Origin of the sequence: Lentisalinibacter orientalis (genome assembly GCF_040706535.1) — a bacterium.
Taxonomy (GTDB): Bacteria; Pseudomonadota; Gammaproteobacteria; order Steroidobacterales; family Woeseiaceae; genus Lentisalinibacter; species Lentisalinibacter orientalis.
Genome location: NZ_JAPDRJ010000001.1, coordinates 978,510 through 997,967, shown reverse-complemented (window position 1 = coordinate 997,967; position 19,458 = coordinate 978,510). Strand labels below are relative to the sequence as shown.

The window sequence follows — 19,458 nt, the reverse complement described above, 5'->3', positions numbered from 1 at the left end:
CGTCATTCCCTCCTCGCCGCCTGGCGGCCGACCGGAACGTCGAGCCGGCGCACTGAGACCGCCGCGTCGGCCAGTCGGTCCAGGCCCGCCAGCCAGGCGTCGGCGTCGACGGACGCACCATCCTCCGCAGCGCAGTCGTCGGGCAGCCGGGCCAGGTGGCGGCGGAGATCGGCGGCGGCGGCGTCTGCTGGCAGGGCCAGCGCGATCCAGCGCTCGCGCATCGCGGCCCGGGGCGGGCGCAGCGCGTGCGCCCAGCCGGCGGGCGCCGACGGGAATTGCAGGGTGGCCTCGCCGTAGCTGCGGCCGGGCACCCGGCCGTGGCGGCCGCAGCGGCCCGGCATCATGCGCACGAGTCCGGCCGCGGGGTCGCGGCGCAGCAGGAAGACCTCGGCGTCGCCGCTGACCTCGATCTCCAGTGCGAAGCACGCGTCGTCGGCCAGGCTCTCGCCGGGACGCAGCACCCTGGCGCCGCGGCGCCAGGGATCGGCACGACGGCACATCCAGTGATCGTTTGGCGTCAGCACCCGCAACGCGCCCAGCGTGACGGAGCGGCCGGAGCCGAGACCGGGATCCCGGGCCGGTGGCGCGGCGGGCCGCAGGTCGTCCGCGGCCGGCGCGCCCGTCACGTCCGGCGGCGACCGGCGCGCGAGGCGGCCGGGGTCGGGCGTCTCGACGTAGGCCGCCACGTCGGTGACCGGGAAGCGCGCGCCGGCCGTGGCCGGGCGGGCCTGCACCCAGAACTGCTGCAGATCGCCGTCGATGGCGTACAGCCGGCCGCTGAGGATCAGGTTCGCCGCGGCCGGATCCGGCACGCTGCGGATGTGCGGCGAGCGGGCCAGGTTGTTCGCGACCAGCTGCACGGTGTCGGCGACGAAGGCGTCCTGACCGGTGGCCTCCGCGTGCACCACCAGCGGCTCGCCGACGAAGCCGCAGAAATCCGCCGCGAGCTGCGCGGCCAGCCGTTCGGCGAGCAGATCGCCTTCGTCCTCATGGAAGGGATCGTCGCGCAGGCCGCGGGATTCCGCGGTGGCGGCGGGCTGGCGGGAGCGGACGTACTGGCCGCGGGTGAGCCGGCCATTCCATTCCTTGCCGAATCCCGTCACCCAGAGGCCCTCCTCTCGGTCGAGGGCACGGATGGCGAGCCGGTGGGAACCGGGGCCGCTCTGCTGCAGGTCGACCGCGATGACGTAGTGAGCGTCTTCCCGACGGACACAGTCGCCCGCGCTGCGGCCGCCCTCCCATATCAGGTTCACGCCCGGCGTCGACTGCAGGAAGCGCGTCAGCCGCAGGGACAGCGCCCGGGACAGGGAGTCCGGTGCCGCCTGGGGCTCGTCGCCGCGCATGACGGCGACGGTGACGGTCTCGCGGCCGAAGCGGGGATGGGTGGTCAGCGTCTCGGCCAGGTAGGGTTCCAGTTCCTGGTCGAACCAGGCCTCCAGGGACGACTCGTCGCTGCCGGACCAGGCGAAGGCGCCGTAGTCCGCCGTGGCGCAGCCGGCAGCGGACAGCGCCAGAACCACCAGCCCGGCGAGACGCCGAATCCGCGCGCCCGCGTTCACGAGGGATCCTCCAGCCGCAGGAACCCGTCCGCGTCGATCACGAGTTCGCCGCTGTCGTTGGTGGCGATGACGCGGCCGAGGGCGGCGGCGGTGGCCGGCGGCAGCGTGACGCCCCAACGTATGCCGCCGGGCGGGACTACCGCGGTGCGGCGCAGCGTATCCAGCACGGCGGCGGGCACCGTCTGCGGTGTCATCTCGTGCACCTGGCCGGGGGCGGCAGCGGTGCGGAACGCGGGCCGGCCGTCCACCATCATGAAGCGCCAGACGCGGTCCCGGACGAAAGCGTAGAGGGCCACCTCCCTGCGCTCTACCAGACCGACGAGCGCCGCGTCGGAATCGAAGCGCAGGGAGAAACCCGGCTGCGGCTCGGCCGCTGGCGTCGGTGGCGCGGCCTCGGGCGGCGGCTCCGATGCCGGTCGCGGCGACGGCTCGGGTTCCGATTGCGGCGCCGGCGGCGCCTCGAGCCGGGGTTCGGACACCGCCACGGCGACGGATTGCGGTTGCGGGGCGGGCTCGGGTTGCGGTACCGGCGCCGGCCGTGACTCCGGCTGCGGCGCGGGCTCGGGCGGGGCGGCAGGCGTGGTTTGCGCCGGAGGGTGCGTAACCAAACTTACGGTGTCCGGCACCTCTTTTGGGCGTTTTGCAACTTGTTCGGGGACGCTCTGCACCAGCGCGAAGATGGCCACCAGACAGAACGCGAGGATGGCCATGAAGCGCATCACGTCCGTCTCAAGGTGCTCCATGCCTCCCTCGCCGCTAGCCGCGCCGGGGAAAGGCGAGCCCGTCCACGGCTGCCTGCCCATCTCTCTCCTCCTTGCGGCCGGCCGGCGTCGCCAGCACGGCCAGGTACGCCTCGATGCGGGCGAGCGCCGCCAGCATCTCCGCGCCGGTCTCGCCGGCGGTCGCCTCGTAGTAGCGGCGCAGCGGCGCGCCGACGGTGAGCGTCTTCACCACCCGCATGAGGTAACCGCCGATGCCGCCGAAGATCGTGGTGGAGAGCGCCACCAGGATGCCCCCGTTCACCATGCGCTGCAGCACGGCGAAGGCGCCGTCGTCCACGCTGGCCGCGGGATCACCGAGCGCGTAGAGCAGAGCGCCGCGCATGCCGATGGCCGTCCAGATCACGCCCACGCCGAAGAACAGACTCGTCCAGGTATCGGTGAGCTGCTCGGCATGGGCCACGGCATCGAGGGAGGCGCCGCGCGCGACCCGGCGGCGCAGCCGGGACAGGCTGCGCACGTACAGCCCGAGGACGACGGCGAACACGGGCAGCGACAGCCCCAGATTGCGATACGCCCAGTCCAGCGCTTCGGCCAGCGTCCAGGCCGGCACGCCCCCGGCGGGGGCAAGCGCATCGACGGCGAGAATCATGCCGCCGGCCGCCACCAGCCCCGCCAGCGCGCCGGCGGCGAGACCGCTGGCGAAACCGCCGTTGCCGACTGTGGCCGTCACCACTGCCTCCTACCGTGCCGCGCAGGCCGTGCAGGTGGCCTCGAGCACGAGCTCGGTCTCCTGGTACAGCCGGTCGGCCCGGTAATAGCCGGGCGCATCCTGGCTCACTCTGAGCAGGCCCAGCTCCTTGTCGAGCAGCTCGGCCTCCATAGCGGTCAGCACCTGACGCTTGCGCGGGCAGGTATAGGCGCAGTTGTTGTAGTCGCCCATCAGCGAGACGTACTTCACGTTGAAGTAGCGGTTGTAGGCGCGCTCCGCCTGCCGCTTGGACAGCAGACCCTGATCGGTGGCCGTCAGCAGGAAGTCGGAGAACTTGCGCTTGTTGTCGGGGCCGGGATCGCCCTCGGCGATCGTGAGCAGCTCGGCGTAGTAGCGGTCGAACTCGGCCTCGCAGCCGTCGGCCAGCTTCGCCTCCGCCGCGTCCATGGCCTGATCCAGGCTGGCCGTGCGCGGCAGGCTGCAGTCGGCGGTGGTTGTGGCGCAGCCGGCCAGCGCCAGTGCGCCAAGTGCCAGCGCCAGCATCAGGCCCGTGCGGATGTTACTCGGATTCATGTCGCTCCTCCTCGGCCGCGGGGTTCCCTCAGAACTCCAGCGGGCTCGTGTATTCCTCTTCGAAGGTCCCCGGCGGGGGGGCGGCGATCTGCGGGCCCGGCTCGTAGTCGCCGAACAGGATGGCCTTCACCCCGTCTACCACTTCCTGCATCTCCGGCGTGATCACGCCGAAGGACTGGTTCAGCTGTTCCATGAGCGTGGCCCGGGCGATCTCCTCCCGGGTGCGGGCGATGAGATCCGAGGCCTCGGCCATGTCCAGGTACATGTCGGAGGCGATCACCGCCAGCGAGTGGCTGTTGCGGTTCACCGACGAGGTGGCCACCAGCTTGTAGTACTGCTCGAAGCGCTGGGACAGGCGGATGCCGGAGCGCCCGCGCAGCACCGGCGCCGGTTCCGCCTTCGAGCCCTCGCCGACACCGAGCAGGGTCTCCTGCAGGGTCCAGGAGGTCATCTTGTTGCCGAGTTCGCTGCGCAGCCGACGCTCGAGGCTCGCGTGGGTGTTCTGCACGGAGCGCTCCATGTCCGGCAGGCGCTCGGACATGATGTTCAGCATCTCGAGGTAGGTGGCGCCGAGCTGTTTGGCGATGCGCTGGCAGCCGGGGTCATCCTCCGCGCCGTCGCACTTGGCCTCCTGATAGAGGCGGCGCTGCTGGTCGAGCCGGCTGATGGCGTCCTGCAGTCCGGTCTCCATCTCGGCCGCCACGTCGCCCGTCTGGCGGATGTCCTCCAGCACGGTGGTGGGGAACAGCTGGATGGTGGGCGCCGTGCTGGCGAAACTCAGCGCCGGCAGGACGACGAGTGCAATGGTGGCGGCGAGGTAGTGCCAGAAGGCCGCGGGATGCCGTGCCTCCCGTGCCCCCGTGCGACCGCCGTGCGACGTTGTGGTTCTCGGCTCCATGGTCGTCTCCCTTTGATCGGGAGACTCAGGCTAGACCCGGAGCGCTGAACGGAAGCTGAACGGAGGAATTGCGCGGGAAGTGCGGAGAAACTGCGGGTCGATCAGGCCGTGACCGCCGCGACGATCGTCGCGGGGATCGCCGCGGGGATCGTCGCGAGCCGGGACAGCGACGGCAGGTCGAGGACGTGGTCCCGCAGCGACCGCACGGCGGGTCTCGCGAGCGCCCGCCCGGCGTTGTCCTCGAACTTGGCGACGATGTCGGCGCGGGACAGGGGCCGCTGATCCGCGCCCCGGTTCACGGGCTCGTGATGGCGCAGTTCCCGGCCGTCGCGGGTGTGGACGACCACCTCGCCCGGGAAATAGCGCGGGAAGGTGGACTCCGGGTCCACCTCGTAGCCGCAGCGGTCCGCCAGCGCGAGGACGTCCGGATCGACGAGCACGTCGTCCTCGAGTTCCTCCAGCGTGAACCGCTTCTTCAGCAGCGTGGCGGCCATGAGGTACTGCACGCTGAACTTGGCCTCGTAGTCGCTCTGCGGCCGGCGCTTGCGCGCCGCGGGCTCGCAGACCACGTCGACCTCGTCGGCGTGCACCCTGGCCACCATCCGGTCCACGTCCCCGGGCGTTATGCCGTGCTCCGATACGAGCGCCAGGACGCAGTCGGCATACGCGTGGTTGTAGTGGCAGACGGGATACGGCTTGATGCCCACGCGCAGCATCTCCCAGCGCTCGCCCAGGTCCGTCAGGCGCGATGCCAGGGCGCCGCCGGCCTCTTGCCCGCCGTCATGGTCGCACGCCTCGTCGCGCTCCTCGCCCCACTCCTCGCCGAGGTAGGTCCGGTAGAGCCCGAAACGGCCTTCGTAGGCCTGCGCGGGGCCGATGAAACCGCCGCGGGCGAGCCCGGCGGCCTGCAGCCCGCAGGCGGCGGCCCAGCCGGGGTGGATGCGTTTCGTCCAGGCACCGTCTTCCAGAAACTGCAGCGTGCCGCCGGCGAGACTGAGCGTGATGCCCTGCGCCCGGGCGAGTGCGGCCGGGTCCATCCGCCAGAGGCGTCCTGCCGCCAGCGTGGCGCCAAAGGCGCCGACCACGCCGGTGGGATGGAAGCCCCGCTTCTGGAACGCTCCGCCGACGCTGCCGATGCGGGCATCGGCCTCCACCGCCACCAGGTAGGCCGCCAGGGCCTCGGGCCCGGTGGCATCCGCGTTCAGCCCGGCGGCCAGCACCGTGGGCACGGCGCTGGCGGAGGTATGCACGATGCTTTCGCCGTGGGTGTCGTCGAAATCCAGCCCGTGGATCAGGAAGCCATTGGCGATGGCCGCATCGCGCATCGCCAGGCGCTCCGGGCGGCCGATGACCGGGTAGTCGCCACCGCCCGCCATGCTGCCGATGGCCGCCAGGCCGCGGCGGGCGAAGGGGTAGGTGGTGGCCGCCAGCGCGACGCCCAGCGCATCGAGGATGTGCAGGCAGGCTCGCTCGGCGACCTCGTCCGGGATACGGGAGGGATCGAGGCCGAGGGCGAAGTCGGCGAGTGCGGATGCGGCGTCGGTCATAAAAAAACGTAGGAGGGCCTTCAGGCCCGACCGCGTCGCTGCCGATTCCGGACGGACCCGGTCGGGCCTGAAGGCCCTCCTACATCCATTTTTCCTGGAGCTTTTTCAGCACCTCGGCGCCCGGGCCGAGCTTCTCGTAGGGAATCGAGTTCAGCGGCTGCTCCACCGTGTTGCCGACGGCGTGCATGTCGCCCTTGCGCTCGTGGATGTAGAGCAGGCCGGTGACCACCTCGCCCCGGTTGGCATGGTCGCGCAGGAAGGAGAACGCCTTGGCACGGCTGGTGGGGTCGTATTCCTTGTCCACCTTCTTCAGCACGACGCGGCTGCCGTCGTGGAGTTCCACGGGCATGGCCTCGCCTTCCTCGTAGGCCGTCTTGATCTCCTCCGCCGGCGGGATGAAGTCCGTGCCCACCACCTGGTGATAGTACTTGCGGGTGTGCGAGTAGCTCTTGGTGGAGCCCACGTGGTCATTGAAGGTCACGCAGGGGCTGATAACGTCCAGCAGCGCGAAGCCCCGGTGGGTGAGCGCACCCTTGATCAGCGGCACCAGCTGCGTCTTGTCGCCGGAGAAGCTGCGGGCGATGTAGGTGGCGCCGGTGGCGAGCGCCAGCAGGCACGGGTCGATGGGCGGCTGCTGGTTCTCCTCGCCCTTCTTCGCCTTGGAGCCCACGTCCGCCGACGCCGAGAACTGGCCCTTGGTGAGGCCGTACACGCCGTTGTTCTCGATGATGTAGCACATGTTCAGATTGCGGCGGATGGCGTGGGTGAACTGGCCCAGGCCGATGGACAGCGAGTCGCCGTCGCCGGAGACGCCCAGGTACACGAGATCCTTGTTGGCCGCGTTCGCGCCGGTGGTCACGCTGGGCATGCGACCGTGCACGGAGTTGAAGCCGTGGCTGGGCCCGACGAAATAGGCGGGCGTCTTGGACGAGCAGCCGATGCCGCTCATCTTGCCGAGCCGATGCGGCGGGATGGAGAGCTCGAACACCGCCCGGATGATGGCATTGGTGATGGAGTCGTGGCCGCAGCCCGCGCACAGCGTGGAGACGGTGCCCTCGTAGTCACGCTCGGTGAGGCCGAGGTCGTTCTTCGGCAGGCGCGGATGGGCGACTTTGGGTTTTGGGATGTAGCTCATAGCGGTTGCCTCGATGGGCACGTAGGAGGGCCTTCAGGCCCGATCCCTTTTCACCTGATTCGGATGGACCGGATCGGGCCTGAAGGCCCTCCTACGTGGGTCATTCATGCTGCCTCGTTTTTTTCCCGGTCCTCGCGGATGCGGTCGACGACGAAGCCGGCGTTCATCGGCATGCCGTTGTAGTGCAGCACCGGCACGAGCTTCTTCTGGTCGATGCCCGCATCGAGGATCAGCAGGGAACGCAGCTGCGCGTCCCGGTTCTGTTCGACCACGTACACCCGGTCGTGTTTCGCGATGAAATCCTGCACGGCCTCGCCGAACGGGAAGGCCTTCACCCGGCAGTAGTTGAGCTTCACGCCCTCTTCCGCCAGGCGCTCCACCGCCTCGTGCACGGCCGCCTCGCCGCTGCCGACGGTGAGCACCGCGGTCCGGTTGAACTTGGAATACTCGATGACCGGCTCCGGCACCATCTCCCGCGCCGTGTCCCACTTCACCAGCAGCCGGTCCACCACGTCCTGGTACTCGTCGGCGTCCTCGGTATAGCCGCCGTACTTGTTGTGGCCGGAGCCGCGGGTGAAGAAGCTGCCTTTCGGGTGCTCGCCGGGCAGCGAGCGGTACGGGATGCCGTCGCCGTCCGTGTCCAGGTAACGATGGAATTTCTCGATCTTCTCCAGATCCTCGGCATGCAGCACCTTGCCGCGGTCCGGCTGGTAGGACTCGTCCCAGGTCAGCTCCGGCACCATCCAGTCGTTCATGCCGATGTCGAGATCCGACAACACCATCACCGGGGTCTGCAGCCGCTCTGCGAGATCGAAGGCCACCGGCGCCATGGTGAAACACTCGTGGGGGTCGGCCGGAAACAGCAGCACGTGTTTGGTGTCGCCATGGGAGGCGTACGCGCAGGACAGGATGTCGGATTGCTGCGTGCGCGTGGGCATGCCCGTGGACGGCCCGGTGCGCTGCACGTCGAAGATCACCACCGGCAATTCCGCATAATAGGCGAAGCCGATGAACTCGTTCATGAGCGAGATGCCCGGGCCGCTGGTCGGCGTGAAGGCACGGGCCCCGTTCCAGGCCGCCCCCAGCACCATGCCGATGGCGGCGAGCTCGTCCTCGGCCTGCACGATCAGGTAGTTGTTCCTGCCCGTTTCCGGGTCCACGCGCAGCTGCTTGCAGAAGCGGCTGAAGGCATCCATCAGGGAGGTGGACGGCGTGATGGGGTACCACGCGCCGACGGTAGCGCCGGCATACACGCAGCCGAGCCCCGCGGCCGTGTTGCCGTCGATGACCACGTGCCCCTTGGTCTTGTCCATCTTCTCCACGGTGAGCGGCAGCGGACAGGGGAAATTCTCGACGGCGTAGTCGTAGCCGAGCTTCACCGCCTCCATGTTGGAGTCCACCAGCGCCGGCTTCTTGGCGAAGGTGTCTGCCAGATTCCGGCGGATGATCTCCAGGTCCAGGTCGAGCAGTGCGGCCAGCGCGCCGACGTAGGCGATGTTCTTCATCAGGATGCGTGCCCGCGCGCCCTCGAAGTGCTCGTTGCACATCTTCGACAGCGGGATACCGATCACCGTGACGTCCTCGCGGTCGAGGAGCCTGGAGCGGGGCCAGGTGGAGTCATAGATGAGGTAGCCGCCCGGCTCCACCTCCGCGAGATCTTGCGCGTAGGTCTGCGCGTTCATCGCCACCATGACGTCGACGTGGCCCGCGCGGGCCTTGTGGCCGGCGCCGGTGACGCGGACCTCGTACCAGGTGGGCAGGCCCTGGATGTTGGAGGGGAAGTAGTTCTTGCCGACCACCGGCACGCCCATGCGGAAGATGGACTTCATCAGGAGACCGTTGGCGCTGGCGGAGCCGGTGCCGTTCACGGTCGCGATCTTGATCACGACGTCGTTGATTCGCTTGTCCGTCACTGCATACCTCGATGGGTATGTAGGAGGGGCTGTAGGAGGGGCTTTAGCCCCGATTCGCTAACCCGGATCGGGCCTGAAGGCCCTCCTACATGAATCTTCATCCGGCCTTGACCAGTTTCGGTTCGGCCCGCGCGGCCTCGTCGCTCGCGTGGGGGATCAGGATCTTGGACTTCTGCATGTCCCACGCGCCCGTGGGGCAGCGCTCGGCGCAGAGACCGCAGTGCACGCACAGGTCCTCGTCCTTGATCATCACGCGCCCGGTCTGCGGCAGGGCACCGGAGACGAAGAAGGGCTCCTCCAGATTCTCGGCGGGCGGCGTCAGGCTCTGCCTGAGTTCCTCCTCGCTGCCGTTCGGCGTGATGGCCAGGCAGTCGACCGGGCAGACGTCGATGCAGGCGTCGCACTCGATGCAGAGCTTGTCGATGAACACCGTCTGGATGTCGCAGTTCAGGCAGCGCTCCACCTCGGCCAGCGTCTGCTCCGCGGTGAAGCCCAGCTCCACCTCGATGTCGATCTTCTTGAACCGCTCTGCGAGATCCACCGCCGGCATCAGGCGCCGCTCCGCCGGGTTGTAGTCGTTGGAGTAGCTCCACTCGTGGATGCCCATCTTCTGGCTGATGAGGTTCATGCCGTCCGGCAGCCGGTCGTTGACGTCCTCGCCCTGGCAGTACTTGTGGATGGAGATGGCCGCCTGGTGGCCGTGGGCGACCGCCCAGATGATGTTCTTCGGCCCGAAGGCGGCGTCGCCGCCGAAAAAGACCCCCGGCCGGGTGGACATCATGGTGGTCTCGTCCACCACCGGCGCGTCCCACTGGTTGAACTCCAGGCCGATGTCGCGCTCGATCCAGTCGAAGGCGTTCTCCTGGCCGATGGCGAGGATCACGTCGTCGCAGGGGATGAAGATCTCCTCCAGTGCCGTGCCCCTGTCGATGCGGCCCTGTTCGTCGACCTTGTACTCCATCAGGTCGAACTTCATGCCGGTGAGCCGGCCGTTCTCGACCACGAACTCCTTCGGCGAGTGGTTCACGAGGATCTCGACGTTCTCCTCTTCGGCGTCCTCCAGTTCCCAGTCTGAGGCCTTGAAGTAGCCCCGCGGCTTGCGGGCCATCACCTTGACGTCTTTCGCGCCCAGCCTGAGCGAGGTGCGGCAGCAGTCCATGGCGGTGTTGCCGACCCCGATGATCAGCACCCGTTCGCCGATCTCCTCGGTGTGCTTGAAGGCCACGGACTCCAGCCACTGGATGCCGATATGGATGCGGTCGGTGTCATAGCGGCCCGGCAGCTCGAGTTCCTTGCCCTTGGGCGCGCCGGTGCCGACGAACACGGCGTCGAAGCCGCCGTCGTCCAGCAGATCCTTCAGGCTGCCGATCGGGTGGTTCAGTTTCAGATCGACGTCCATGTCCAGGATCATGCCGATCTCCTCGTCCAGCACCTTCGGCGGCAGCCGGAACTGGGGGATGTTCGTGCGCATGAGCCCGCCGGTCTCGTCCAGCGCCTCGAAGATGGTGCACTCGTAACCCAGCGGGGCGAGGTCGTTGGCCACGGTGAGCGAGGCGCAGCCGGCGCCGACCAGCGCCACCTTCCTGCCGTTCTTCTCCGCCGGCGCCTTCGGCAGGCGGTCGGCGATCTCGTCCTTGTGGTCGGCGGCGACCCGCTTCAGCCGGCAGATGGCCACCGGCTTCTCCTCCACCCGGCGTCGCCGGCAGGCCGGTTCGCAGGGCCGGTCGCAGACGCGGCCGAGGATGCCCGGGAAGACATTCGACTCCCGGTTGACCATGTAGGCGTCGGAGAAGCGGCCCTGGGCGATGAGACGGATGTATTCGGGAACGTCGGTATGCGCGGGACAGGCCCATTGGCAGTCCACGACCCGATGGTAGAAATCGGGATTTGAGGTGTCGGTCGGCTTCATTTCCTGTGGTGTGAGTCTCTCCCCCGGAGAGGAAATCAGCACCCTTGCACCGTGTAGGTGCGAAGGGTACTAAAGGCAGCGGAAATCGCAACGCTTTTCATTACTTTCGTGAAACGCGTCATGGGATTTCTCAACCGCGCGGCCGTTCCGGGGCCGGCCGCAGGGGGCTTCGGCTACACTCTGCGCATCGTCGCACGGGAGACAGACGGGTGAGCGAACGCTATACCGCCCTCGCACTGCAGATGGGCACCGACTGCGTGAACGGCTGCACCGACCGGGCGTCGGCCCGGGAACGGATGCAGTCGAATCTGGCGGGCGCGCGCCGGCTGATAGCGGGCAGCAAGGCCTTCATCAGGCAGTTCGCCGGCACCGACGTGCGCCTCGTCGTGCTGCCCGAGTACTTCCTCACGGGCTTCCCGATGGGCGAGAGCGTGGCCGAGTGGCGCGACAAGGCGGCACTCGCGCCCGGCGGCCCGGAGTACGAGGCGCTGGGCGAGATCGCGCAGAGCTTCGACATCTACCTGGCCGGCAACGCCTACGAACAGGACGAGCACTTCCCCGCGCTGTTCTTCCAGACCTGCTTCGTCATCGATCCGTCGGGCGACGTGGTACTGCGCTACCGCCGCCTGATCTCGCTTTCCGCGCCCACGCCCTGGGACGTCTGGGACCGTTACCTGGACGTCTACGGGCTGGAGGCCGTCTTCCCGGTGGCCCGTACCGAGCTCGGCAACCTGGCCGCCATCGCCTCGGAGGAGATCCTCTACCCCGAGATCGCGCGCTGCCACGCCGTGCGCGGCGCCGAGGTGTTCCTGCACCACACCAGCGAGGTGGGCAGCCCGGCGCTGACGCCGAAGGACGTGTGCAAGCGGGCGCGCGCGGTGGAGAACATGGCGTACGTAATCTCGGCCAACTCGGCACGGCTGGGCGGGATTCCCATCCCGGCCGAGTCGTCGACGGGGATGTCGAAGATCGTGGATCACGGCGGCAGGGTGCTCGCCGAGGCGCCGGCGGCGGCGGAGAGCATGGTGGCCCATGCCACCATCGACCTCGCGGGGCTGCGCGAGGCCCGCCACCGCGCCGGCATGAGCAACCTGCTCTCCCGCCAGCCCCTGGAGCTCTATGCCGAGGCCATGGCGGGCATCCGCATGCGGCCGAAGAACCGGCTGCTGAAAGACGGCACGGTGGTGGAGCCGGCCCGGGGCCAGCTCGCGGCAATGCAGCAGGAGGATATCCTGCGGCTGGCGGACGAGGGCCTCCTCTAACCTGAATCCTCGCTGAACGGCGCGCGAATATTTGTTTTGATCGGCCGGACCACCGCGCTATCATCTTTCCCAGGTTCGAAAAAACTGGAGCTGGAACCATGAGAAAACTGATGACGCTCTTCGCCCTTCCGCTGGTCTTCTTCGGCGCTTCGGCCGTCGCGGACGGCCACATGGAAGCCGGTAAGGCCAAGTTCGAGGAAGTGTGCGCGGATTGCCACTACAACGACGACTTCGCGGGCACGCCCAAAGACGAGATCAAAGGCATGATCAAGGCCGTGGCGGCAGGCGAGGTAGAGCACGACGAAGACCTCTCGGGCCTCACCGACGAGGAGATCAAGGCGCTGGCGGCCTACATGGCCAGCGCAGAGTAAGCGTCACGGCCGGCGGGCATCGCCCCGTCCCGCCAGCGAACGCCGGGGCCGGCAGTGCCATGCGCTGCCGGCCTTTTTCGTTCCGGACCGACACGCGGCCGCGGAAACTACGGATTGCCGCGCCGACCGCCGGCAGGGACTCTTGTCGCGCCCCGGCCAGCTGAATGCAGGCTGAACAACGCAGCAATATTGTCTTTATGCGGCAATGGAGGCGCGTTAGGATTAAGACGACCCGAGACAAGAGTGGAGGACCCACGATGAGGAAGATTTGGATCGCAATGGCCGCGCCGCTGATGTTCTTCGGCACTGCCGCATGGGCTGGTGGCGACGCGGAAGCCGGCAAGGCCGTGTACAACGACCAGGCCTGCGCCGATTGCCACTACGAAGACGACTTCGCCGGCATCCCGGCCGACGAGATCAAGACGATGCTCAAGGAGGCGACGGATCACGATCCGGATCTGTCCGGCCTGAGCGACGAAGAGATCGCCAACCTCGCCGCCTACTTCGCGAGCGTCGAATAGAGCGGAACTCTCACTTCCCCGGCTTGCGCTGCCGGGGAAAGAATGAGAAAAACGGGCTGACGGCACTGCGGTGCCGCCAGCCTTTTTGTTGCCCATGCAATCTCTCCTGACACCGCTGCTGCGGCGGATGACCCGCCGCTACATGAGCTTCGAGACGGCCCCCGTCACGAACGCGCTGCCGGAGCCGACCCCCGGCCGCGTCTATCTCCTGTACCTGCACATCCCCTTCTGCGACGTGCTGTGTCCCTTCTGCCCCTTCCACCGGGTGGAATACCAGCCCGAGCGCACTCGCCGCTACTACTCGGTGCTGCGCAAGGAGATCCAGCGCGCCACGGACCACGGCTACCGTTTCGGCGATCTGTATGTAGGCGGAGGGACGCCGACGGTGCTGCCCGAAGAGCTCGCGGAAACCATCGAACTGGTACGCCGGGACCACCCCGTAAGCCGGGTCTCGGTGGAGACGAACCCGGACGATCTCGGTGACGACCGCCTTTCCATGCTCCGCAGCGCCGGCGTCAATCGACTCTCGGTGGGCGTCCAGAGTCTCGACGACGACATCCTGCGCGACATGCAGCGCTACGAGAAATTCGGCAGCGGGGAGCAGATCTGCGAGCGGATCGAAGCGGTCCGGGACCTGTTCGATACCATCAACGTGGACATGATCTTCAACCTGCCCCGCCAGTCGGACGAGAGCCTGATGCGCGACATGCACACGCTCACCGACGAGCTGGGAGTGGATCAGATCTCCTGGTATCCCCTGATGACCGCGCATGCCACCCGGAAATCGATGGAGAAGCACATCGGCGATGTCGATTTCTCCCGAGAGGGCGAGCTGTATCACCGCATCGTGGGGCACATGCTGAACGCGGGTTACGGGCGCTCCTCGGCCTGGTGCTTCTCCCGCTCCGACTCGGCGATGATCGACGAATACATCACCGAGGAGGAGGAATACCTGGGCCTCGGCAGCGGCGCCTTCAGCTACATGGGCGGCACGATGTACGCCAGCACCTTCTCCATCAATCATTACCTGAAACTCGCCGACCGCGGCGGCACCGGCATCGTGCGCAGCCGCCGTATGAGCGAGCGCGACCAGATGCGCTACTACCTGCTGATGTTCCTGTTCAGCGGCTCGCTCGATCTCGACGCTGCCGAGGAGCGATTCGGGGGCCGCTTTCGGCGTGTGCTCTTCGCGGAACTGGCCGGCCTCAGGCTCCTGCGCGCCGTGCGCCGGCGGGGATCCAGGCTCGAGCTCACCGAGCGCGGCTACTATCTGTGGGTGATGATGATGCGGGAGTTCTTCATCGGCGTGAACATCTTCCGCGACGAGATGCGCCATCTGATCAGACACGAGGCGGTCCTGGTCAGCTGAGACGGCCCTCGGCCGGCACCCCGCGAAAGCCGGCTGCGGTATTCCCCGATTGCCCGCCAAGCCCCATTTCGCCTATCAAGGGCGTGGTCCCGGCACCAATGAGTGTCCGGCGGCGCTGCGGGCTGCGGTCTTGAAGGAAAATAAAATGCGCAAGCGTGTCACATTCTGTCTGTCGATACTCTCGGCAACGATGGTCTTCATCCTGTTCTCGCCGCTCGCGAATGCGCAGGAGGAAGCGAGGCCCATCAAGTGTGCGGGCTGCCACAAGGACGTCGAGGTCCTGTCAACCGCACACCAGGACACCGACTGTCAGGCCTGTCACACCAACGTGACCAGCCGCCGCCATCGGGCGGAAGATCTGACCGACCTGACCGGCGATGCGATCTGCGCCCAGTGCCACAAGCTCTCCGACCGCTCGCTGAGCCGCAGCGTGCATCACGAGAACGCGAACTGCCTGGACTGCCACGGCGAGGCGCATGCGGTGCACAAGGTGGACGATCTCGGGTCCCCGGTGTCCCCGTTCAATCAGGTGGAGACCTGCGGAGAATGCCATAGCGAACCCGAGGGGCTGATCGATGGCTTCATCGACAGCGTCCACGGCCGCGGCCTGCTGCGTTCCGGGCTCATCTCGGCCCCCTCCTGCAGCGACTGCCACGGCGACCACCGCATCTTCGCCATCGATAACGAACGCGCGCCGACGTCGCACAAGAACTCGCCCGAGATGTGCGGCGACTGCCACGTGGGCGTCCTCAACACCTGGCTGAGCGAGAACAAACACGGCGAAATCTGGCAGGCAGGCAACATGGACGGGCCGGTCTGCACCGACTGCCACAGCTCCCACGACATCCAGGACCCGAACATCGGCGAAACCCGCCTGATGATGTCCGGCGAGTGCGGCGACTGCCACGGCGAGCTGTACTCGAGCTACGAATGGAATTTCCACGGCAAGTTCACCTCTCTCGGCCTGGAAACGGCGGCCACGTGCTCCGATTGCCACACGCCGCACAAGAATCTGCCGGCGGACGACCCGCGTTCGAGCATCCACCCGGATAACCTGGGGGAGACCTGCGGCGCCTGCCACGAGGGTGCCTCGGGCAACTTCCTGAAGATCGACGTCCACAACAATCCGAGCGACCCGGCGGATAATCCCTGGGTCTTCTACATCTACATGTTCATGCTGGTGCTGCTGGTCGGCGTGTTCGGCTTCTTCGGCATCCACGACCTGCTGTGGCTGCAGCGCGCCTTCGTCGGCACGCTGAAGGGCGAGTACGGCGACCTCAAGAGCCACGTCGCCGGGGGCCAGTACGTCCGGCGCTTCTCGGGCATCTACATCTTCATGCACATCGTGATCATCGTCACGTTCCTGCTCCTGGCACTCACGGGTCTGCCGCTGAAATTCCCGACGGCGCCCTGGGCACAGACGCTGATGAATCTGCTGGGCGGCGTCGAGGCGGCCGGCATCATCCACCGCATCGCCGCCGTCGGCACGTTCGGCTACATGGGCTTCCATGTGCTGCATCTGGTCATCCGGCTGTTCATCAAGCACGAGCGCGGGCTGTTCTGGGGACCGAACTCCATGACACCGCAGCTGCAGGACGTGAAGGATCTCGTCGGCAACATCCGCTACTTCCTGTATCTCGGCCCGCGCCCGGAAGGCGACCGCTGGACCTACTGGGAGAAGTTCGACTACCTGGCGGTGTTCTGGGGCGTCATGATCATCGGCCTGTCCGGCCTGATGCTCTGGTTCCCGCAGTTCTTCACGAGCTTCCTGCCGGGCTGGTCGATCAACGCCGCGCTGGTGGTGCACAGTGACGAGGCCCTGCTGGCCACGGGCTTCATCTTCCTGTTCCACTTCTTCCACACGCATCTGCGTCCGGAGAGCTTCCCGATGGATCCGGTGGTGTTCACCGGCCGCATGTCCCTGGAGAAGTTCAAGGAAGAGCGGCCGAAGGAATACCAGCGCATGGTCGAGAACGGCACGCTGGAGCAGAATCTCCGGCCCGCGCCGACCCGCTACGAGATGATGTGGGTGTATCTCTTCGGCTTCACGATGCTCGCCATCGGACTGGCGCTGGCGGTAGCCATCTTCGTGGCCCTGGGTACGCACGGCCTCGGGGTGCCGTAGCGCCTGACGAATCCGCAGCGGCATTACGGAGAACCCTTACTCCCCTGACCGCGGGGCTGCCGTAGCATCTTCCGGTGCTGCGGCAGCTTCGTCTGCCGCATCGGCGTTTTCGTAACCGGGGGGACCCATGTCCAGACATTTCTTCGCCTCCATCACCCGCAACTGGATCAGCCTGGCCGGTTCGGCCGTGGCACTGGTCAGCGCCGTCCTGATCATCACGCTGTATTTCGTCGAGTCGATCGGGCACCAGGGCGGACCGTACCTGGGCATCCTGACCTTCCTGATCCTGCCGGCGATCTTCGCCCTCGGCCTGCTCCTCATCCCCGTCGGCATCTATTTCGAACGGCGGCGGATGCGCAAACATCCGGAATACGAGGGCCGCGGGCCGTTCCCGGTCATCGACCTCAACACGCCGAAGACCCGCGGCGCCCTGATGGTCTTCCTCGGTCTGACCGTGCTGAACATCGTGGTGCTGGCCGGCGCCACCTACAAGGGCGTCGAGGTGATGGAGTCCGTGGAATTCTGCGGCATGGCCTGCCATTCGGTGATGGAACCCGAGTACACGGCCTACCAGCGCTCGCCCCACTCCCGGGTGACCTGCGCCGAGTGCCACATCGGGCCCGGCGCCGACTGGTTCGTGAAATCCAAGCTGGACGGCGCCTGGCAGCTGGTTGCCGTGGCCTTCGATCTGTACCCCCGTCCCATCGAGACGCCGCTGCACGACCTGCGCCCGGCCCGCGAGACCTGCGAGCAGTGCCACTGGCCGTCCAAGTTCCATGGCGACAAGCTCGACATCACCACCACGTATGCCGACGACGAGCAGAACACCGAGCTGAAGACGGCCGTCCTGCTGAAGGTGGGCGGCGCCAACGGCCGCGAATCCACCGGCATCCACTGGCACGTGGCGCCGGAGAACGAGGTCCGCTATCGCTCGGACGAGACCCGCGAGGACATCTACGAAGTGCGCCTGGTGCGCCCGGACGGCACGGAGAAGGTCTGGCTGAAACCGGATGCACCGGAGGACGACGGCCTGTGGCGCACCATGGACTGCGTGGACTGCCACAACCGGCCGAGCCACCAGTATCGTCAGCCCGGCGAAGAGGTGGACAACGCCATCCACGACGGCCGCATCGACCAGTCGCTGCCGTTCGTGAAGCGCGAGGCCGTGCGCATCATCGATCAGAAATTCGAGACCATCGAGGAGGCACGTACGACTCTGTCTGCGGAGCTGACCGCCTACTACGAGGAGAACTACCCGGAGCTGGCCGCCGAGAAGGCGGCTGCCATCGAGCAGGCCGGCGAGACCCTTGGCGATCTGTACGCGGTGAACGTCTTCCCGCACATGAAGGTGTGGTGGAACACGTACCCGGACCACATCGGCCATCAGCAGTCGCCGGGCTGCTTCCGCTGCCACAACCGGGACCTGGAGACCGTCGAGGGCGAGCAGATCACCCGCCGCTGCTCCACCTGCCACACGGTACTGGCGCGGGAAGAGGAGAACCCGGAGATTCTCACCGAACTCCGGCGCTAGCCGGCCAACCCGACCGCCCGCAGGCCCGTCATGTTGTAGCATGGCGGGCCTTTCTATCTCCGGGGGCGGACAAAAGGAGCGACGATGGACAACCTCTTCGACCTGTCGGGCCGGGTGGCCGTGGTGACCGGCGGCTCCCGCGGCATCGGCCGCATGATCGCCGAAGGCTTCGTGCGCGGCGGCGTCAAGACCTACATCACCGCCCGCAAGGCCGAGGCCTGCGAGCAGGCGGCGCGCGAGATGAGCGAGCACGGCGAGTGCATCGCGCTGCCCCACGACGTCTCCACGCTGCAGGGCATCGACGCCTTCGTCGCCGACGTCCATGCACGGGAGGCTCACCTGGATATCCTGGTGAACAACGCCGGCGCGGCGTGGGGCGAAGAGTTCGACAAATTCTCCGAGGAGGGCTGGGACAAGGTGATGAACCTGAACGCGAAGTCCCTGTTCTTCCTCACCCAGCGCTTCGCGCCCATGCTGCGCAAGGGTGCCGCCGGCGACCGACCGGCGAAGGTCATCAACATCGCCTCCATCGACGGCCTGCGCACGCCGGACCTCGAGACCTACTCCTACGTCACCAGCAAGGCCGGCGTCATCCACCTGACCCGCCGGCTGGCGAAGCGGCTGATCGCGGACAACATCTGCGTGAACGCCATCGCGCCCGGCGCCTTCGCCAGCGACATGAACATCTGGGCCCGGGACAATCCGGACGTGGTCAGCCAGCACATCCCGGCACGGCGGGTGGGCACGGCCGAAGACATGGCCGCGGCCGCCATCTTCCTGGCCGCCCGCTCCGGCGACTACCTGGTGGGCACCACCCTCACCGTCGACGGCGGCGTGACCTTCGCGGGTTGAGCCGGTGTACGTCAACCTGCTGATCGCACTGGCCCTCGGGCTGGCCTACGTGCAGCTCACCACTTATGCGGCCATCTGGGTGCCGGTGCCGTTCGCCGACCGGGCGCTCGGCATCGAGGGCGGCATCTACTGGGCCCAGGCGCTGTGGCAGACATTCCTGACGGCGCTGCTGGCGGTCTGCGCGGGTTATCTGGTCACCCGGCTGAAGCCCCGGCACCTGGCTGCCCATACGGCCGCATTCCTGATACCGAGCCTGGCCGCGGCCGGCTGGGCCATCGGCACCCGCGGCAATTACGCCGGTGCCGCCTTCTGGGCCAACCTCAGCACCTACGCGGCGCAGATCCTGCTGCCGGTGGTGGCGGTGATGGTGTGGGGCAAGGCGACGGGGTCGAATCGAGGACGGTAGGGGGGGCCCGTAGGAGGGGCTTTAGCCCCGATTCATTATCGAAATCTGGCCGGAAT

General features: G+C 67.4%; 17 protein-coding genes. 8 read left to right on the top strand and 9 right to left on the bottom strand.

The window, feature by feature from the left end; translation table 11 throughout:
* Positions 1-2: 2 nt before the first annotated feature.
* From ACJMK0_RS04430 to ACJMK0_RS04390, 9 genes are all read right to left on the bottom strand, one after another.
* Entirely contained in the window at positions 3-1,559 is a 1,557-nt protein-coding gene (locus tag ACJMK0_RS04430) for a hypothetical protein (RefSeq protein WP_405235899.1), read from the bottom strand.
* Positions 1,556-2,302 carry a hypothetical protein gene (locus ACJMK0_RS04425; RefSeq protein WP_405235897.1) on the bottom strand — a complete coding sequence of 249 codons (747 nt, stop codon included), beginning with the start codon at positions 2,300-2,302 and terminating at the stop codon, positions 1,556-1,558. The genes ACJMK0_RS04430 and ACJMK0_RS04425 overlap by 4 nt, the downstream gene beginning before the upstream one ends.
* 13 nt (positions 2,303-2,315) lie before the next feature.
* Complete coding sequence (locus ACJMK0_RS04420) at positions 2,316-3,011, bottom strand: hypothetical protein (RefSeq protein ID WP_405235895.1); 696 nt, start codon at positions 3,009-3,011, stop codon at positions 2,316-2,318.
* Between the two features lie 9 nt (positions 3,012-3,020).
* Positions 3,021-3,563, bottom strand: coding sequence for a hypothetical protein (locus ACJMK0_RS04415; protein WP_405235893.1), 543 nt, complete (start codon positions 3,561-3,563; stop codon positions 3,021-3,023).
* Between the two features lie 28 nt (positions 3,564-3,591).
* Positions 3,592-4,461, bottom strand: a complete 870-nt coding sequence (locus ACJMK0_RS04410; protein WP_405235891.1) for a hypothetical protein — start codon at positions 4,459-4,461, stop codon at positions 3,592-3,594.
* 101 nt (positions 4,462-4,562) lie between these two features.
* A complete protein-coding gene (locus tag ACJMK0_RS04405; protein WP_405235889.1) occupies positions 4,563-6,008 on the bottom strand; it encodes an MmgE/PrpD family protein in 1,446 nt (481 codons plus the stop codon).
* A gap of 79 nt (positions 6,009-6,087) precedes the next feature.
* On the bottom strand, positions 6,088-7,143 hold the full coding sequence (locus ACJMK0_RS04400; protein WP_405235887.1) for a 2-oxoacid:ferredoxin oxidoreductase subunit beta: 1,056 nt from the start codon (positions 7,141-7,143) through the stop codon (positions 6,088-6,090).
* Between the two features lie 104 nt (positions 7,144-7,247).
* On the bottom strand, positions 7,248-9,056 hold the full coding sequence (locus ACJMK0_RS04395; RefSeq protein WP_405235885.1) for a 2-oxoacid:acceptor oxidoreductase subunit alpha: 1,809 nt from the start codon (positions 9,054-9,056) through the stop codon (positions 7,248-7,250).
* Positions 9,057-9,153: 97 nt separating this feature from the next.
* On the bottom strand, positions 9,154-10,965 hold the full coding sequence (locus ACJMK0_RS04390) for an FAD-dependent oxidoreductase (protein WP_405235883.1): 1,812 nt from the start codon (positions 10,963-10,965) through the stop codon (positions 9,154-9,156).
* A 209-nt stretch (positions 10,966-11,174) separates the two neighbouring features.
* Here ACJMK0_RS04390 and ACJMK0_RS04385 point away from each other — a divergent pair, with 209 nt between their 5' ends.
* From ACJMK0_RS04385 to ACJMK0_RS04350, 8 genes are all read left to right on the top strand, one after another.
* Positions 11,175-12,227 carry a nitrilase-related carbon-nitrogen hydrolase gene (locus ACJMK0_RS04385; protein WP_405235881.1) on the top strand — a complete coding sequence of 351 codons (1,053 nt, stop codon included), beginning with the start codon at positions 11,175-11,177 and terminating at the stop codon, positions 12,225-12,227.
* Between the two features lie 98 nt (positions 12,228-12,325).
* Positions 12,326-12,598 (top strand): c-type cytochrome, encoded by a 273-nt coding sequence (locus tag ACJMK0_RS04380; RefSeq protein WP_405235879.1) that lies wholly within the window; start codon positions 12,326-12,328, stop codon positions 12,596-12,598.
* A 257-nt stretch (positions 12,599-12,855) separates the two neighbouring features.
* Positions 12,856-13,119 carry a c-type cytochrome gene (locus tag ACJMK0_RS04375; RefSeq protein ID WP_405235877.1) on the top strand — a complete coding sequence of 88 codons (264 nt, stop codon included), beginning with the start codon at positions 12,856-12,858 and terminating at the stop codon, positions 13,117-13,119.
* 94 nt (positions 13,120-13,213) lie between these two features.
* Positions 13,214-14,488 carry a coproporphyrinogen III oxidase family protein gene (locus ACJMK0_RS04370; RefSeq protein WP_405235875.1) on the top strand — a complete coding sequence of 425 codons (1,275 nt, stop codon included), beginning with the start codon at positions 13,214-13,216 and terminating at the stop codon, positions 14,486-14,488.
* A 145-nt stretch (positions 14,489-14,633) separates the two neighbouring features.
* Entirely contained in the window at positions 14,634-16,613 is a 1,980-nt protein-coding gene (locus tag ACJMK0_RS04365; protein ID WP_405235873.1) for a cytochrome C, read from the top strand.
* Positions 16,614-16,740: 127 nt separating this feature from the next.
* Positions 16,741-18,144: a NapC/NirT family cytochrome c gene (locus ACJMK0_RS04360; RefSeq protein WP_405235870.1), complete on the top strand. Its 1,404-nt coding sequence runs from the start codon at positions 16,741-16,743 to the stop codon at positions 18,142-18,144.
* An 84-nt stretch (positions 18,145-18,228) separates the two neighbouring features.
* On the top strand, positions 18,229-18,996 hold the full coding sequence (locus ACJMK0_RS04355; protein ID WP_405235868.1) for an SDR family oxidoreductase: 768 nt from the start codon (positions 18,229-18,231) through the stop codon (positions 18,994-18,996).
* Positions 18,997-19,000: 4 nt separating this feature from the next.
* Positions 19,001-19,402, top strand: coding sequence for a hypothetical protein (locus tag ACJMK0_RS04350; RefSeq protein WP_405235866.1), 402 nt, complete (start codon positions 19,001-19,003; stop codon positions 19,400-19,402).
* The last annotated feature ends 56 nt before the right edge of the window (positions 19,403-19,458 follow it).